This is a genomic window from Alkalitalea saponilacus (assembly GCF_900168165.1).
GTDB classification, from domain to species: domain Bacteria; phylum Bacteroidota; class Bacteroidia; order Bacteroidales; family Marinilabiliaceae; genus Natronoflexus; species Natronoflexus saponilacus.
This window is the reverse complement of the sequence record NZ_FUYV01000008.1, coordinates 93,078-110,122: the sequence shown is the minus strand read 5'-3', so window position 1 is coordinate 110,122 and position 17,045 is coordinate 93,078. Positions and strand designations below refer to the sequence as shown.

The 17,045-nt window shown below is 40.3% G+C and carries 13 protein-coding genes; 3 read left to right on the top strand and 10 right to left on the bottom strand.

Annotated features, from left to right (window positions below):
• Window positions 1-62: 62 nt before the first annotated feature.
• The 5 genes from cysQ to B5X70_RS08195 all read right to left on the bottom strand — a co-directional run bounded on the left by cysQ (window position 63) and on the right by B5X70_RS08195 (window position 5,672).
• Window positions 63-896, bottom strand: coding sequence for a 3'(2'),5'-bisphosphate nucleotidase CysQ (gene cysQ, locus B5X70_RS08215; protein ID WP_079557419.1), 834 nt, complete (start codon window positions 894-896; stop codon window positions 63-65).
• Window positions 897-998: 102 nt separating this feature from the next.
• On the bottom strand, window positions 999-1,607 hold the full coding sequence (locus B5X70_RS08210) for a hypothetical protein (RefSeq protein WP_079557418.1): 609 nt from the start codon (window positions 1,605-1,607) through the stop codon (window positions 999-1,001).
• 21 nt (window positions 1,608-1,628) lie between these two features.
• Complete coding sequence (locus B5X70_RS08205) at window positions 1,629-2,501, bottom strand: DUF4296 domain-containing protein (protein WP_079557417.1); 873 nt, start codon at window positions 2,499-2,501, stop codon at window positions 1,629-1,631.
• A 47-nt stretch (window positions 2,502-2,548) separates the two neighbouring features.
• Complete coding sequence (locus B5X70_RS08200) at window positions 2,549-3,943, bottom strand: sugar transferase (RefSeq protein WP_079557416.1); 1,395 nt, start codon at window positions 3,941-3,943, stop codon at window positions 2,549-2,551.
• An 88-nt stretch (window positions 3,944-4,031) separates the two neighbouring features.
• Window positions 4,032-5,672 (bottom strand): capsule assembly Wzi family protein, encoded by a 1,641-nt coding sequence (locus B5X70_RS08195; protein WP_079557415.1) that lies wholly within the window; start codon window positions 5,670-5,672, stop codon window positions 4,032-4,034.
• Window positions 5,673-5,844: 172 nt separating this feature from the next.
• Here B5X70_RS08195 and B5X70_RS08190 point away from each other — a divergent pair, with 172 nt between their 5' ends.
• Window positions 5,845-6,444 carry a MarC family protein gene (locus tag B5X70_RS08190; protein ID WP_079557414.1) on the top strand — a complete coding sequence of 200 codons (600 nt, stop codon included), beginning with the start codon at window positions 5,845-5,847 and terminating at the stop codon, window positions 6,442-6,444.
• A gap of 3 nt (window positions 6,445-6,447) precedes the next feature.
• Window positions 6,448-7,074: a ribonuclease H1 domain-containing protein gene (locus B5X70_RS08185; protein WP_079557413.1), complete on the top strand. Its 627-nt coding sequence runs from the start codon at window positions 6,448-6,450 to the stop codon at window positions 7,072-7,074.
• A 1-nt stretch (window position 7,075) separates the two neighbouring features.
• On the opposite strand, the gene metA is transcribed toward B5X70_RS08185, so the two are convergent.
• The 3 genes from metA to rnr form a co-directional block, all read right to left on the bottom strand.
• A complete protein-coding gene (gene metA, locus B5X70_RS08180; protein ID WP_079557412.1) occupies window positions 7,076-7,990 on the bottom strand; it encodes a homoserine O-acetyltransferase MetA in 915 nt (304 codons plus the stop codon).
• 89 nt (window positions 7,991-8,079) lie between these two features.
• Complete coding sequence (locus B5X70_RS08175) at window positions 8,080-8,688, bottom strand: TetR/AcrR family transcriptional regulator (protein WP_079557411.1); 609 nt, start codon at window positions 8,686-8,688, stop codon at window positions 8,080-8,082.
• A 49-nt stretch (window positions 8,689-8,737) separates the two neighbouring features.
• On the bottom strand, window positions 8,738-10,894 hold the full coding sequence (rnr, locus tag B5X70_RS08170) for a ribonuclease R (RefSeq protein ID WP_079557410.1): 2,157 nt from the start codon (window positions 10,892-10,894) through the stop codon (window positions 8,738-8,740).
• 586 nt (window positions 10,895-11,480) lie between these two features.
• Between rnr and B5X70_RS08165 the strand changes: the two genes are divergently transcribed.
• Window positions 11,481-12,299, top strand: a complete 819-nt coding sequence (locus B5X70_RS08165) for a toxin-antitoxin system YwqK family antitoxin (protein ID WP_159449999.1) — start codon at window positions 11,481-11,483, stop codon at window positions 12,297-12,299.
• A gap of 53 nt (window positions 12,300-12,352) precedes the next feature.
• On the opposite strand, the gene B5X70_RS08160 is transcribed toward B5X70_RS08165, so the two are convergent.
• On the bottom strand, window positions 12,353-13,621 hold the full coding sequence (locus B5X70_RS08160; protein ID WP_079557408.1) for a fibrobacter succinogenes major paralogous domain-containing protein: 1,269 nt from the start codon (window positions 13,619-13,621) through the stop codon (window positions 12,353-12,355).
• A 20-nt stretch (window positions 13,622-13,641) separates the two neighbouring features.
• Window positions 13,642-17,028 carry an ATP-binding protein gene (locus tag B5X70_RS08155; RefSeq protein WP_079557407.1) on the bottom strand — a complete coding sequence of 1,129 codons (3,387 nt, stop codon included), beginning with the start codon at window positions 17,026-17,028 and terminating at the stop codon, window positions 13,642-13,644.
• Window positions 17,029-17,045 lie beyond the last annotated feature (17 nt).

The following is a 17,045-nucleotide window of genomic DNA, read 5'->3' as shown; positions in this document are numbered from 1 at the left end:
GCATATTTTTAAAAGGATTGCCTTCATGGGCAATCCTTTTTTAATTCATTGATATGCAAATACTACGGGAAGAATTGTTTGCACTCCCTGCCTGGTGCCACTGCCAAGAAATTTGGATTTCTAAAATCAGTATGGATACAACGCAAAGTATCTCCATCAGGCCATGTTAACACACATCCCCCGGCTGCTTCAATAATTGCCTGGCCTGCTGCAGTATCCCATTCCATAATACTATCCATACGGGGATAAAGGTCAGCTTCACCGGTAGCAATTTTACAAAATTTAATTGAACTCCCGGACTGTAGTATCTGTACTGGTTTGAATTTCTGATCAATAGATTTTATGAAATCGATGGTTTCGGGAGATAGATGACTTTTGCTGGCTACAACGGTCAATACATCATTTGATTTTGAAAGCGGTAATTTTATCTTGTTACTCATGAAGAATGATACGGAAGGTGCGTTTCCAGGAGCAATTTCCTCCCACATATATGCTCCCTGATTTTTGGCTCCGGCGAACAACAGATTATTGCATGGAATGTAAATAATACCAAAAACCGGTTGTTTGTTTTCAACTAAAGCAATGTTTACTGTAAACTCACCATTCCGGCTTATGAATTCACGAGTCCCATCCAACGGATCAATAAGCCAGTATTTTCCCTCAGTTTTGATTTTCTTTTGATGTTCAGGGGAATCTTCCTCGCTTAAAACAGGGATATTAGTTGACTCTAAAAGTGAATGAATGATTTGATGGCTTTTCATGTCAGCCAGAGTGACGGGTGTGTCATCGGACTTACGCGTAACATTGAACTCATTGGAGTTATATACTTCAAGAATGGCTGCGCCTGCTTCCAGAGCAGCAATAAATGCTGTTCGATATGTGCTTATAAAATCCATCTAAAAAAATATTTTCAATTTTTTGAAACAAGTTAGCCAATAATAATTATTGATTTCCTAACAAAATAAGCATAACAGATTTCAACCGTAACCCTATTCATCTTATCTGTTGCTGACGTCAACATGAGGTTTAATCAGCCATTTTATCTCAGAATGCGGCAACAATGTCCAATTTGTATTATCAAAATTTTTTAGCAAAAGAACTCCTGGTGATTTCCCAGTTGCAAGTTGTCCTAAACTTCTGAATCTTCCTGCTTCAGATGCTTGCTCACAAATGTGTGCAAGTTTGGAAATAGGGAAACCTGAACGGCTTCTAACCCTTTCGAACAGCGGGGTATTAACTTGAGCAGCATCTCTTCCGGCTTCTTGGGGAAGACTGGAACCGTCATCCAGTGATTTCACAAGCAAAGGAAAACCTGATTGCTCACATGAGGCAACATCGGAAACTCCAAGAATGATGGTTCCACGCGAAAAATGTCTGTTTATTAATTTGACATCGGGATTAAAATGAATATTGGTTGGAGCGATATCAATAAAGGCCGGAATCATCATTCCACTTTGAAATTCAAGCCCCGGTCTCTCCTTGAATTTCTCAAAATCCGATTCTATCTGAATGATGGTGCCATGATCGTCAAAATGAATGATTGGCCATCGGCCAATCTGACCTCCTGGCAAAAGAATATAATGAGATGAAAAAAAACGATTGGACATTTCTCCAAAGTTAATCAATTTTCAGTCAAAGAGTTCCTGCTCCATCATTTCCAATGGAAGAAGGCGTTCCCCCTCAATCGCTCTTCGTGCATTTTTAACGGTATCGGACGGAATATTTCTAAGTTTTATATCTGAAATTTCCACAGAAATATTCAGCAGGGTATCCTGTTTTAGCAGAAAACCGTAAATAGAATGTGGATGCATATTTTCCTTTAGAGCCAATTCCAACTCCACCCCTTTTCTTTGAAAGGAATGCGGAACATCGGCGTATATGGTATCGGCTGTGCTGTCGGGATAAAAAGCCGACAACATCACCCGGGGCGATTTACTCAGATCTTCTTTAAGAAACCGATAGAACGCTGTAAGTTTTACAGAACCTTCCAGTTCCAACGTATCAACATTATAATGGAAAGGTCGCTTTTTCCAGAGGGTATCTGATGGGGACAGTTTTATAAAGGTTGTATCCTTCCAGAGATTTTGCCTTTTCTCCATCTCCCTTTGGAGTTCAGCTAACTGTTGCTGCCGCTCCCGTTCTCTTTCAATCATTATACGAACTTCCGCTTCTCGTTCACTTAATTTGGTGATTACCTTTTCATAAGTTCTCTGATAAATTTGCGGATGTTGCACATACCATTTTCTTATGGTGTCGAACTCTGACGGAGTAAGATTATGTCGTTCCAGTATAAACTTATAATGTCCGGGGATATTCCTGTCCTCTCTGGCTCCTGTCATCGTAGGAGCATGCGTCAGAGTACTTTCAGCGATATGAATGTCGGCCAGAATTTCAGCCATTTTATCCGGCTTGGGAAAACCACGCGGAACCTTAGGGCCGGAGCATGCAACAGCAGCAATTATGAGGGTGAATAATACTATAGTTAGTTTGATTTCTCTCATCTGCCATTAATTAATTTCAGTAAATAATTTTCCACGGGATTTGTCACTTATTTGCCATCTCCCTTTATCATAGTTCTTATGGTTTTCAGAAAAATAATAAAATCCAGTTTAAGAGACCAGTTGTCAATGTATTGAAGATCCATTTTCATCCACTCCTCAAAAGGAATATTATTACGACCTGAAACCTGCCATATGCAGGTTATCCCGGGCTTCATGGAGAGTCTTCTGAGTTGCCAGCGCTCATATTCTTTCACTTCATCGGGCAACGGGGGGCGAGGTCCAACCACCGACATTTCTCCCAACAAAACATTAAAAAACTGAGGCAGCTCATCCAGGCTTGTTTTACGCAGAAACCTGCCGACTTTTGTAATTCTTGGGTCGTCAGTAATTTTAAAAACAGGGCCGTCCATTTCGTTTTTCTCCATCAATTGTTGACGCAGCTCCTCGGCATTAACAACCATGGTTCGGAATTTATATACCAAAAACTTTCGTCCCCTTAACCCAACTCTCTTTTGCTTAAAAAAGACAGGCCCCTTTGAGTCCAACTTAATGGCTAAAGCAATTGCCAAATAAACTGGAGACAAAAAAAGCAAAACACCGAAGGAGAAAAGCCTGTCAAAAATCTCTTTGCCTTTTAATTCAAGGTAGTTGGTTGGAGAGTTTGATATAGTAAGGAAAGGTGTAGTGCCAAAAAAATGCAACTGAGTTTTGTTGGCAAGCATGTTAAAAAATGATGAATACATTCTAAATATCACTCCCACATCTGAACATATTTGCGCCAACTCTTCAATTTCGCCCAAATTTGGAGATTCTTTGCAAACAACTACCTCGTCGATGGTTTTCTCCCTCAGAAGGTTTTCAATATCTGTATCATCCGGTAAAAATGGAGCAACTGTTCCACATTGATTCTCTAAATCATTTGTGCCAATGATTGCTGCAATTCGGTAACCCCACTCGGGATGTTTCATAAGCTGTCGAATAAACGGAACAGCAGACCGATCGCCTACTATTATCAAATTCAAATAATTAAGCCCTTTCTTTCGGGCTGACTTTAGCATTTGATAAGTGATTGTCTTTATGCCAAATGTTAAAACCAGATTAATAACCGCAAAAATCAGAAAAATCTTTACTCCCAAATAAAAAAGATTAAATGCCCATGCAGATAATATAAGGAGCAGTGTTCCTGCGATGGTTAATCCAAGGCAATTAAAAAGAACAGCAGAATATGGACGCGAACGATACATGATGTTCGTTCCCATTCCATTACTCAAAAGTGTCCAGAAAATAATAATCAGTAGTTGAAGAATGATGCTGTCTTTATGATGAAGCAGCGAAACCCGGCCAAACTCCAGGTATAAAGCCAGATTAAAACAGACAATGGCCAAAATAATGTCAACCATTGTCATTAAAGTGTTGATAGCTTTCGCTTTCTCTTTGAGCATTTTTGTGTGTGGTTTGTGTTTGCGAATATACTTCTATTATCTAAAAAAACCAATGATAAAACATTGGAAGTATAAACTCAATAATGAACTAAAACCGCCATTGTGCTCCAATTTTCATGCCAGTTGCATCAAAGATTTCGCCACGGTCAATAGCAATCGCACCATTAAAAGTGAGATTATTTAATACAGGTGGGCTCCATGTCATTTCAATCAATGAATAAAGCTGATTGCGTCCACCTTTAAAGTAGTAGTTCTCGGTTTCGGCCCATGTATATCTGCCGGGATATTGATGGAAATAGGAGCCATAGTTTCGGCTAAGGGTGATCATGGTCTTCCATGAAACCTGTTCGGAAATAACGCCTTGTGCACCTACATGAATGGCTTGCATCCGGTCGTTAATAATATTGTTCCGGTTATATGTTCCTAAATTTGGATTCAGATGTGACACCTGATTATAAGTAAGGTTCAACGGAGAACCCATGATAAAATCATAGTAAGTCCAGCCTGCAGGATAATGACCATTACTCATGTAACCGTCGCGCCCCCCAAATTTATTTCCATTGTTGAGTTCCTGCCTGAGGATATAATTGGCTTCACTTTGGGAGTATCCCCCGGCTTGATTATACCCCAGATACTCCATCAGATCATTTCTGAAAGTCTCATCGGCAAGATCGGCGTAAACAATAATGTTCACATTCTCTCTCCCTTCAGGTCGTTGGTCACGAGGTCGGGGATCCAAAGGATCCGGCATGCCATTGCCCGATTGATGGCGGGTGTTTATCCACTCAACGGTAAGATTCTTCAAAAAAGCACTGTTTCTGGGATGCCAGTTAACCCCTGCTACCTGATCAATGTTGCGTTGCAGCACCCTCATGCCAGAGCCGTCAGCAAATGGTGCCTGATAGTAAATATGAAAACGGCCAACCGGACTTCTCCAGTAGAGTCCAAAATCGTACAGTCCCATGTGTGCTCCGGCAGCATTGGTTTCCTCTCCACCTCCAATCTTTTCCGAACCTGAAGCAAAAAAGGTGGCCATAAAATCCATCGGTATTTTTGAATCGGTATAGGTTCCGTCTCTCCAGTAATAGCCTCCCATAAGCGCAGAGTGGTTGATTCCAGCATACGGTTTAATTTTATTGGCATCCCAACGGATATAGGCAAATTTTTCATGAAGAACCACCTCTTTGTGATACCTGAAGTCGTTATCGTCATCGAGCCATCCATGGCTAATTCCTCCTCGTATTTCAATTCTTCCGAACGGGAAAGGCAATTTAGTATATTGAGGAATTCCTGCTGTAACTCTTGTTATAGGTCGGTTGTTGTCGCCAAAAAGATAAGCCCCATGTCCGCTGTTGGATTCTGTAAAAATTGGATCAAATATATGTCGTCCTGCTGTCAATTCCATAAATCGCCAGGAGGCAGATAAGTAACCGGTGTGCAGAATCAATTCTTCAAAGGCAGTGTTGTAGTTGATTTCAGCCTCGGCTTTCAGATTCCAGTTCCTATGTGGAGAATAATTCATTAAACCGGTAGCGGTTGATAAAAGCTGATCATTTTTGGTATGATTCCATCTACCCTGCTCCCTGGAATGAAACCAAAAAGGATTGGAGTTGCCACTACTCATAATTACAGAGCTGGCAACCGAACCGGAAAACTCCGGTTCAGCAGCAATGGTTTCTGTTGATCCTGCAAAAGCAATAAAAGCCATTGAGGCGATGAATTTTCTCATATACAAATCTTTGTGAGACTGGTTGAGTTTCTCAGTGTGCGACAAAAACGGAAAATAGATATCGAGTAACAGACCAGCCCGTTTGTTTTATTGTCCGAAATTAAATCTAAACGGTATTATCAAATTCCAAGGTTTAAAATTACTACTTTTGCAGAACTAAACAGATTAAAATATGGCTGATTTAAGTTTTCTGGAAATATTGTCGGCATTTATCGTATTATTTGCCGTCATTGATATTTTGGGATCCATTCCCATCATCATCAACATCCGTGAGCAAGGAGGGGTTATAAAATCATTTCAGGCATCCTCTATTTCCTTTGTCATCCTCTTCATATTCCTTTTCCTGGGAGAGGCTCTTCTCGGGTTATTCGGTGTGGATATTTCATCATTTGCCATTGCCGGCTCCTTCGTTCTGATGCTGATGGCCATTGAGATGATCTTAGGGGTTCAAATTTTCAAGCACGACTCCCCTGCGGGTGCATCCATTGTTCCTGTAGCATTTCCACTTATTGCCGGAGCTGGTTCATTTACTACACTGTTGGCATTGCGCGCAGAGTTTGCTCTGGCGAATATCATATTGGCATTGTTTTTAAATATCGTTGTGGTATTTCTGGTTTTAAACTATACCGATAAAATTGAACGATTAATTGGTGCAGGCGGTGTTTATGTACTAAAAAAGTTCTTCGGCATCATCCTGATGGCCATGGCCATCAGGCTTTTCATGTCAAATTTCGCCAATTTGCTTATCGATTTCTTACCAAAAATAAGATAGAATATGCCAGCTCAAAAATACTATGTGGTTTGGAAGGGACGAAAACCCGGGATCTATAACTCTTGGGATGAGTGCCGTCAACAAACCGATGGTTTTGAAGGTGCCAGATATAAAAGTTACAAAACTGAGGTAGAGGCGAAGGTTGCCTTTAAGCAACCTTCTCACATCGTGTTTCAGGGAGCAGCCAAAAAGAAAAACTCTGCATCAAATATTCAGAAAAACAGCTCCATCATCAAAAACAGCCTTTCGGTAGATGCTGCTTGCAGCGGAAATCCCGGCAAAATGGAATATCGAGGTGTACATGTGGAAACCGGTGAAGAATGGTTTTTAATGCAATTCGATTTGGGAACCAACAATATTGGAGAGTTTTTGGCCATAGTACATGGGTTGGCCGAACTGAAGCGACGGCGTTTAAACATCCCAGTTTACACCGACTCCATGACAGCGCTTAGTTGGATAAAAAAGAAAAAATGTGGTTCAAAGCTACCCGAAGATGCTTCCACAAAAAACATGTTTGAACTGGTGCGAAGAGCTGAAAAATGGCTACAAGAAAACACTTGGGAACAGCCACTTTTAAAATGGGACACTGAAAAATGGGGAGAAATTCCGGCCGATTTTGGCCGGAAATAAGCTATAATTCTCCTAAAGAATATGGTGTTGACTGGTAAACGTAGTAGTTTAACCAGTTGGAGTAAATTAAATGTGCGTGACTTCTCCATGTTACAAGGGGCTTCTTCTCCGCATCGTTTTGTGGGTAATAGTTCTCGGGAACTGCGATCTCCATTCCTTTGTTGATGTCTCGCCAATACTCTTCTCCCAAAGTACTTTCTTCATATTCAGGATGTCCGGTAACAAAAATCTGCTTGCGATCTTCAGATGCCACGATGTAAACTCCGGCTTCGGGGGATGTGCTAAGCGTAATCAGTCCCGGATGAGCATCAATCTCCGTTTGTCTGACTTCAGTATATCTTGAATGAGGTGCCTGATAATGATCATCGAAACCTCTTAACAGAGGTTCCTTTGGGGTAAGAACCTGATGATTGAATACGCCAAACATTTTCTTTCCCAACTCATATTTTTTTATGCCGTAATGGTGATAAAGACCTGCCTGTGCACCCCAGCAAATATGAAATGTGGAAGTGACATGTTTTTTGCTCCAGTCCATGATTTCGCATAACTCAGGCCAATAGGTAACCTTTTCAAAATCAATCAACTCCACAGGTGCCCCGGTAATGATTAAGCCATCAAAATAAAGGTGTTTAATCTCGTTAAATGTCTTGTAAAAAGCCACCAAATGCTCCTGTGGTGTATTTCGTGGAGCATGGGTTGAGGTCATTAACAACTCAACCTCTACTTGCAAAGGAGTATTTGACAGAACCCTTAAAAGTTGTGATTCAGTTACGATTTTTAAGGGCATTAAATTTAAAATGAGAATTTTAAGCGGGCGGATGTCCTGTGTCATCGCCCTGCTCTCTCCCATTACAAATACATTTTCAGCTTCCAGCAGCGCCTTAGCCGGAAGAGTATCAGGAATATTGACTGGCATATTCAATTGGTTATAAATCAACTCACTATAATCTTACGCACACCTATTGTAGGTATAAATTAATTTTCTTGAACCTACAAAGTTACTATTTATCGTTTGATTACGCCATAGAAAAGAATATTAAGAATATTCTCAAGTTGCTCGTTTAAATCTTCCCTTTTTGTATCGCCTTTAAATAGGGGAATTTCAAGCCCTCTGAGCGCAGTCGCAATTCCAATGGCTCCCATCTTTGGGTTTTTAATCTGAAACACCTCAGACATAATACCCTCATTGATAATGGAAAGCAACAGATCCTCCTCCAACAATTCACCTTTTCTTTTTATGGATTCAAGATATTCGTAACCTTCGTAAAGGGATTCTTTCATCACCTTTTGGTAGTTCTCCAGACCACTGATGGTTTCCATTCTGATAATCACATAATCCCGGAGCTTGGTTTTGGGATCACGGTCTGAACGCACCACCTCCTGCAAACGGGTAAATAATGTATCAGATTCGGTTTCTATAACTGCCTGAAAGATTTCCTCTTTATTTTTGAAATAATAATAAAGTGAACTTTTACCTTTCCGAAGTGCCATAGCAATATCTTCCATGGTGGTTTTTTTATACCCAAATCGTGCAAACAGATCACGGGAAGCGTCTAGTATGGCATTGCGTGTTGCATCCTGGGAGGGGGTTAATGCATTATTTTCCAGTGTCATGGTTTTTAATTTTAAAATTTAACTTCCTTTAGTTTGGTTGTTGATCTATTTAATTTATTTGCTCTTCATTAGCAAGAACAAAGTCAAGTTGTCTCTTTTCAAGATTAGCACGTGCCACTTGAATGTTAAGCTTGTCACCCAACTGATATACTTTTCTCGATTTCTTCCCAATCAGGCAGTAGTTCTCTTCATCGAATCGATAGAAGTCATCATCTAAATCACGGATTGGAATCATCCCTTCGCATTTATTGTCGATGAGTTCAACATATAAACCCCACTCGGTAACTCCCGAAATTACACCTGCAAAAACCTCTCCCTCATGAGCTTTTAGAAATTCCACCTGCTTGTACTTAATTGAGGCTCTTTCGGCATTAGCAGCTCGTTGTTCCATATCGGAACTGTGTTCGCACATTTCCTCGTATTTATCGGTATCAACTGATTTTCCGCCATCCAGATATCTTTGAAGCAGCCTGTGTACCATCATATCAGGATACCGTCGAATAGGAGATGTGAAATGCGAATAGTGCTTGAATGCCAGTCCATAATGACCAATATTATGCGTTGAATAAATGGCCTTGGCCATGGTTCTGACGGCCAGAGTTTCAACAATATTTTGTTCAGCTTTACCCTGAACCTGTTTTAACAGTCTGTTCAGAGCCTGACTAACACTCTCCTTACCCTCAGGATTTGCTTCCAGACCAAACTTGCGGACAAAACGACTGAAATTCTCAAATTTATCGGGATCCGGCACATCATGAATTCGATAAACAAAGGTTTTCGCATCTTTACGCTTACCCGGATCCAATTCATTTTTGCCTATCAATTCAGCAACACGCTTGTTGGCTGCCAGCATAAACTCCTCGATGAGTTTATTGGCGTCCTTGGACTCTTTAAAGAATACCCCCAGAGGTTTCCCGTTTTCATCAATATCAAATTTTACTTCAATTCTTTCAAAACTGATGGCACCTTTCTTGTATCTTTTTTCACGAAGTTTTAAGGCAATTTGGTTCATGGTTTTTATCTCATCTGCAAAATCACCCTGTCCGGACTCAATAACCTCCTGCGCCTCTTCATATGAAAATCTGCGGTCGGAGTTTATGACAGTTCTTCCCACCCAGGAATCATGTATCTGACCACTGTCATCCATTTTAAAAACCACCGAGAAGCAGAGCTTATCCTCATTGGGTCGCAGAGAGCAAAGGAAATTGCTTAAGCGTTCGGGAAGCATTGGCACAACCCTGTCGACAAGATACACAGAAGTGGCACGGTTGTATCCTTCCTCATCAATGAGAGTGTCGGGTTGAACGTAATGGGTAACGTCAGCAATATGAACCCCGATTTCCCAAAATCCGTCAGGTGTTTTTTGCAAGGACAGCGCATCATCAAAATCCTTGGCATCAGCCGGATCTATGGTAAAGGTTGGAACTTCTCTAAAATCTCTTCTTTTCTTAATTTCTTCAGATGGAATTTTGTCCGGAATTTTCTCTGCCGCGTCAATCACTTTTTGTGGGTAAGTATAAGGCAGATTAAATTCGGCCAGGATGGCATGCATCTCAGCATTATTATTACCGGTATCTCCCAGTACATCAACAATTTCTCCAACCGGATTTTTTGCTTTTTCCGGCCATTCAACAATTCTAACAACGGCCTTTTGTCCGTTTTTAGCTCCCCTAAGTTGTTCTAAAGGAATAAAAATATCTCTGTTGATGACTCTTGAATCAGCTACAAGAAAAGCAAACTTGCTACTCACTTCCAAAGTTCCCACGAAAAGGTCTCTTCCTCGTTTTAGGATCTCAATCACTTCTCCCTCTGGTTGGTGTCCTTTCCGCCGTGCATATTGCAAAATCCTCACCTGATCGCCATTCAGCGCGTGTTTCAGGTTTGATTGCGAAACAAAGATATCTTGCCCTCCATCCTCAGGTACAATATAAGCTGCTCCTGAAGCAGTCATGTCCACGATACCGGTAAGGTGAGATCCGCGTGAGAGTAATTTAAATCGGCCGGCAGCGACAGAACTTAGAAAACCTGTTTCCTGAAGTTCGAACAACAGGACTTCTATCAGTTGTTTGCTGCTTTTCTTCTGCACCCCAATCATTGTTGCAATCTGCTTATAATTAAAGGTTTTCTTGGGGTTATTGAAAAAGATCTCCTGTATCAGCGCTTTTATTTCCGACCTTTTTAGTCGTTTTTTTTCTTTTTTTGGCATTTCCTTGATTTTTCTATGTTTGATGTATGCCTACTTGCTCTATTTTGAATATAATCGAAATGAGAATCATTTCGATTTATCACATTCCTTCCATTGGAACGTTTAATAATAATCTAAAATAATTCCTCCCACAAGCTTTCAATTTTTCACATCGATCAAAATCTATATGCTTAATTAAATAGGGATTAAGGATTACATTTAAAGAAGAGTTCGGGTAATATTTATTCCGAAATGTAATTTAATTATATCAAATATAACAAATATTCTGACCTAACATCGAACATTCGAATAAAAAAAACTACACAAAACAATTTTAATCATTGCTTATCAGATCATTGCAATTTCGAACGCGATAACTTTATAAAGATGCTACTGAGATGAGTCTTTCGTAATTTTTAGCATTACAAAACAGAGAAAATGGTGCGATTATTTCAGGAACGAAACAGTTTATCGAAATTTCTAAATGCATGGTAATTTTAACCACATACGTGGTTAAAATGCATTTAAAACGTAACCTTATTTAGTTTATTACGAATACCTTAATAACAGAGATGAACACCCATTCCGAACAAATGATTTAATGATCATGATGATAGCAATTAAGAAAAACATCACATATAAATACTTGGCACTTGCCTGCTTTTTGCTTGTTTTTTCGGGATTATCTGCACAAGATGACTCGGTTAATTCATACAATGAAACCGGCCAGAAAGCCGGTTCCTGGATTTTTTATTACGACAACGGTCTACCGGAGAAGGCCGGGGAGTTTAAAAACGGACAAAAACATGGCATCTGGACTGGTTGGTATGCCAATGGCAACATGAGATACGAGATAACTTATGAAAACGGATCGGCACGCGGACCTGCCAGAATGTATTATTCAGACGGAACTCTTCGTGAGGAAGGAAACTGGCAGGAGCTATTCTGGATTGGTGAGTACCGCTTTTACCATCCAAACGGCCAGCTATTTTACGAGTGGTCATACAATGATTCCGGACGACGGGAGGGAGAACAACGCTACTTTTACGCCAATGGAAACAAAATGTACCAGGGAAAATGGATGGACGGAAGCATCAGCGGACATGTAGAAGTCTATGACTCCACTGGCATGATGGTTCAGGTTAGAAATTACGAAGGCGGTCAATTTGCAAGCAGCTCAACGGTTAATGTTTCTACACCGGTTGAAAGCGGACTTGTTCCATTTAAAGGAACCGGGTTCCACACCATCTATCGAATGAATGGAGAGGTTTACCGGAGGGGGTATTTCCGACAGGGAGAGTTGGAAAAGGGTGAAGAATTTGTATACGATGACAACAATGTTCTCCGGCAGATAAGGGTTTATGAAGCCGGCAGAGTTGTAAATATCAAATCCGGGACTGAACTGGATCGGGTTCTGGAGAGATAGGTTTTTTGGCCAGATTAGCAGCTGTTTTGGAAACAGCGCATTGAAAAACATTATCACTCCTTAATACACCGTACAGAAAAACCATAATTCTTACTAAAAGCACCACGATAGAGATACTCGAACCGGGGAAGGATATAGCGGCTCCAGGCTGATGTTTCATCTTGTTGCGACATGGACCACCAGTAAGAATAATCTCCCAAGCTATTGTATGACCCGTCGAAACTTCTTCGGCCTGCAGGTGTGGCAGAAAAGCCATGAATATTTGAACCCGGATGACCACCCCATCCTGAGATTGATTTTAGGTGCATACCAGCGTTTACTCCCCTCCACCCTGTTGCAGTAGGGTTATTGATTTCAGGGTCGATATAACTTTCAAGCAGATACCAGTCTTCATCAAGAGGCATTCGCCAGCCATAGGGGCAAAGTCGTGAATCGCTTACTGTATACCAGTTATAAAGCGCCCCGTGGGTGGCGCTGTAGTTTTCATTGTGTTCATACCATGAATAGGCCGGGCTGTTAAGTTCTCTCCAAAGCAAACTGTTTTGGATGTGTCTGATTTGAGTTCCGTCATTAAAGCTGGTGGTTCGCAGGTTTTGCGCCATCCAAACCTGATCTCCAATTGAAACCACGGCATAATGATTCTCATCAAAATCCATGCATGGAATGAATTTAAAATCAAGATGAGTAGTTTGAACGGGTGACACGACTTTTATACGTGAATGATTATCGGCGAAGGCCTTAAATAAGAGCGACTCACCCTGCAAAAACCGCATAGGTACCGGTTCGGAAATCAGCTCCCCGGTTTTACCATTTCCGCTATTGTCAACAAACAGGACAGAAGCGTTGCCATTGGCATGATTCGCAGACGACATCACCCAATGGGTGTGGTCATGATTAGGAGTGTTTACAACCACTTTATGAGCGCCGGATTTTAATCCTGAAATCTTGAAACGATGAGTTCCTCTTGTCAGAAAAGTTCTGTATTCGGCAACTAAAATATCTCCGGCATTATAAACTTCCACAGAGCTGTTTCCCGGATAATTTATGGTCATTTCAACAGAACATGATCCGGCCTGCATATTCGGAGTAATGACCAACTCCGGTGCTAACTCATCGGCTGATAATCTGTCGGCACTCGTTAAAATAAGAACCTCAGTTCCATCAATTGTGACAGTCTGCCTGCTGGTCAAATTCTGAACTTCAATATAATCAATATGCCCCACGGCACCTGATGCAGAAAAAGTCACAAGATATTCCTGACTTCCGGCGATATTGGAGACAAGAGTTGTACATAGGAAAATTATCTGAAGGGATCTATACATTCTGCTTGGTTAATGACATCTTACTCTTTCGGTTCACTATTTAATTTTTGAATAATGAATGAATATTCCTTTTTAATTTCTTCTAATATTACAACTTTTTCCTGATCGTTTAACCCTTTTTCGGTCAGAATTTTCTCTGCCAGATCAGACATCTTGTTCAACTCCATATTTAACGCCAGTCCTTTCAGACTGTGACTAATGGTTTCGGTTTCAAACAAGTCTCTCTTTTCAATTGCTTCGGACAATCTGTTGATATAAGTTCTTAATTGCTCCGGCAGATTTGCGATTATTTTCTGATATAGTATCTGATTGTACCTAATCCTTTCTAAAAGTGCCTTCCTGTTAAAGTGACTATCAATTTCATCAGAAATGCCGGGGTATTCAATTTTGACTTCTTCGGTAATAGACAGATATTTTTTAAAAACTGCCATCATGGCGGAGGAGTTAAGAGGTTTTGTCAGAAAATCATTAACGCCAGCAGCCAGCGCACGCTCCTTCTCGTGCTGTAGCACACCCGCCGTAATTGCAACAATTGGCGTCTGTTTGCTACCTACTACTTCTTTTTCACGAATTATCTTTGCAGCATCAACTCCGTCTAAAACCGGCATCTGAATATCCATTAACACCAAATCAATCTCATTTTGCGTAAAAAGATCAACGGCTTCTTCGCCGTTAAAAGCCTCAAAGAATATCGCTTCAGGAAGCATCTTCATGATCATATTTTTCAAAAGTTCCATATTCATTTCCACATCCTCAGCCAGCAGGATGCTTGGATTTTTATTAATCTGTGATCCTGACAACTCCTCTACGACACCAACCTGATGACTCATTTTCTCAAATCCGAAATCAATCCTAGATGGCTCTGGGAGTGATTCATCTTTGAACTCATATTTTGTTTTGAGAGAGAAAAAGAAACGTGATCCTTCTCCATACTCACTTTCATATTCTATCTGACTACCAAGCTTTTCCAATATCAGATTGGATATGATCAATCCCAGTCCGGTTCCTCCAAATTCACGTGTTATGGAGGAGTCAGCCTGGGAAAAAGCTTTAAAAAGCTTTTTCCCTTGTTCGGGAGTGATTCCAATACCTGTATCCCGAACAGAAAAAAAGAACTTGCCATATTCTTTTCCCTCCGGTTTAAACCTAACTTTTAACTCAACCTCACCTGCTTTGGTAAATTTAACGGCATTTCCCAATATGTTTAAAAGCACCTGCTTTAGCCTGTTTGAATCGGTAAAAATAACAGCGGGAAGGTCATCGGGGACATCCAGAACAAGTTTTATATCATTTTTCAAGGCCTGATATCGGACAGTGTCTATACTTTGTTCCAATAAATCTGAAATCCTCGCGGGGATGATTTCAATATCCAATTTACCGGATTCAATTTTCGAAAGATCCAGAATATCATTGATGATGCGCAATAATGAATGACCTGACAAGTGAACGTTGTTCACATATCGCTGCTGAACCGCAGATAGCGGAGTTTTTTTGAGCAACTCAGTAAACCCTATAATCCCGTTCAGAGGCGTTCTTATTTCATGACTCATATTGGCCACGAACTCAGACTTTGCTCTATTGGCTGCTTCCGCCTCCTGTTTTGCTTTTTCCAGCACCTTACCAGCCATGATCTTTTCCGTTACATCAATAAAAACCCCATTCCAGCGGATGGATCCACTGGATTGTTTTTCAGGATAAGCACGGGTTTCAATCCAAAGGACTTCATTATTCTTCTCTATCTCAAAGGTTGAAGTAAATAGTGAATAATCTCTGAATGATTTCAGGAAGTTCAGCAGCAACCTCTTCTTGTAACCAGATTTTACCCGATGAAGTATTTTTTCAGGTCGTGTGAGAACCTCGTTTACCGGGATATTGACAAATTCCTCAATTCTATCGCTCACATATGTGAACCTGAAAAGCTTGAGTTCCTCCATCTCACATTGGAAAATCCCAACAGGGATGCTTTCAGAGAGTTGCTTGTACCTGGTCTCACTCTCCAGAAGTTGTTGTTCCGCTTCTGATTTTATCAGTGCATCTGCAATTGAATTGGAAATGATTAAAAGATTATTGATATCAGACGGATTCCAGATTTTAGCTCTTGAAAAAGTAGAGAAGACAAGATATCCCATTGTCAGATCGTGAAACTTTATAGCAATGGATAAAACAGAGCGAATATTAAAGTTTTGAAATGAGCTTCTTTCGATAGAAGCCTCTTCGGGCAACTGTTTAACATCCTCAACTATCAGGTAATTTTTCTTTTTAAATTGATTCTTCCACCATACCCAGTTGTTAAACCTAAATTGTATAATTTTAGCCATTTCATCATCAACCTTTCCCGGATACCAATTGCAAGCATTGCTACAAATATCTTTATGAAACAATGTAAGGAAAGCGTGTTCTGCATCAAGAAAAGACCCGGTCAGATGAAGCATTCTTTTGATTTTTTCCTCAAAATTATAGACATTACAACTTATAAAGTCTGAGGTAATTATACCAATCAGTTTCTGAAACTCAAATTGCCGGTTAAAACTTTGTTCCACATCCAGTCTCTGCATGAACATCCCGGTCATGTCAGCCAATGTTTCAGCTAGTGTAGGATTGGTGAGTTTTTCATCTTTCCTGAAAATAAGTGTGTAATCTCCGATTTTAACTGATTTATTGGTTGCTTTAATAACGGCACACTGACCCAGTTTAAACGTTTTTTCGATGAGTCTGACAGCCTTTGCCGGTGTAGCAAAACCTATTAAGTCGCCTAAAGTATCAAAATAGGTAGTTTTTGTATGTTGGATGAGTTCTTCCCGGTGCGGATCAAAAGGCCACTGCTTGTTTACTACTTGAAAGCCTAAAATTTCAACTCCTTTAATTATATGGTTTTTAATACCTGCAAATGCAACAGTTGTGTAAAAATTTCCAGATTTATCATATTTATTCAGAGCAACATATGACGCACTGCATATTTGAACCATTTTCTGACAGAGATAATCATAGGCTTCAATCTCATTGTGCTGCCCGTTTAAGTATGCCGAAACTTCCGAGAGAACATAGTGATCTGTGATATCTGTGAAAAACGTTGAAAAATATAGTCTTTCACTAGAAACAGCTTGAACACGATACCATTTTCTTAGAGGTTCAGCGTACTGATCAAACTCCTTTTGTCCACCGGTTAAGGCCAGTGCACCATAAAACTCAATCCAGTTAAATTTATCCTTTTTTATGGCAGGTAAAACTTCAGTAATTTTTTTATTGATCACCTTTCTCTTTAAAAAACCGGTCAATTTCTCAAAAGCCGGGTTCACATCCAATATGATGTAATCAACCGGTACCCCATCTTCATCCAACACAATTTTGTGATGAGCATATGCGTATGGTGCACTTTCTATAATGTGGTTATTGCGGACAGGTTTCATTACGGGTACGGTTATCA

What these genes read in the sequence shown, in the direction of transcription:
- B5X70_RS08165 (WP_159449999.1), top strand. Translation starts at nt 11,481, where the DNA reads ATGATGATAGCAATTAAGAAAAACATCACATATAAATACTTGGCACTT.
- B5X70_RS08200 (WP_079557416.1), bottom strand. Translation starts at nt 3,943, where the DNA reads ATGCTCAAAGAGAAAGCGAAAGCTATCAACACTTTAATGACAATGGTT.
- B5X70_RS08155 (WP_079557407.1), bottom strand. Translation starts at nt 17,028, where the DNA reads ATGAAACCTGTCCGCAATAACCACATTATAGAAAGTGCACCATACGCA.
- B5X70_RS08160 (WP_079557408.1), bottom strand. Translation starts at nt 13,621, where the DNA reads ATGTATAGATCCCTTCAGATAATTTTCCTATGTACAACTCTTGTCTCC.
- B5X70_RS08185 (WP_079557413.1), top strand. Translation starts at nt 6,448, where the DNA reads ATGCCAGCTCAAAAATACTATGTGGTTTGGAAGGGACGAAAACCCGGG.
- metA (WP_079557412.1), bottom strand. Translation starts at nt 7,990, where the DNA reads ATGCCAGTCAATATTCCTGATACTCTTCCGGCTAAGGCGCTGCTGGAA.
- rnr (WP_079557410.1), bottom strand. Translation starts at nt 10,894, where the DNA reads ATGCCAAAAAAAGAAAAAAAACGACTAAAAAGGTCGGAAATAAAAGCG.
- cysQ (WP_079557419.1), bottom strand. Translation starts at nt 896, where the DNA reads ATGGATTTTATAAGCACATATCGAACAGCATTTATTGCTGCTCTGGAA.
- B5X70_RS08210 (WP_079557418.1), bottom strand. Translation starts at nt 1,607, where the DNA reads ATGTCCAATCGTTTTTTTTCATCTCATTATATTCTTTTGCCAGGAGGT.
- B5X70_RS08195 (WP_079557415.1), bottom strand. Translation starts at nt 5,672, where the DNA reads ATGAGAAAATTCATCGCCTCAATGGCTTTTATTGCTTTTGCAGGATCA.
- B5X70_RS08205 (WP_079557417.1), bottom strand. Translation starts at nt 2,501, where the DNA reads ATGAGAGAAATCAAACTAACTATAGTATTATTCACCCTCATAATTGCT.
- B5X70_RS08190 (WP_079557414.1), top strand. Translation starts at nt 5,845, where the DNA reads ATGGCTGATTTAAGTTTTCTGGAAATATTGTCGGCATTTATCGTATTA.
- B5X70_RS08175 (WP_079557411.1), bottom strand. Translation starts at nt 8,688, where the DNA reads ATGACACTGGAAAATAATGCATTAACCCCCTCCCAGGATGCAACACGC.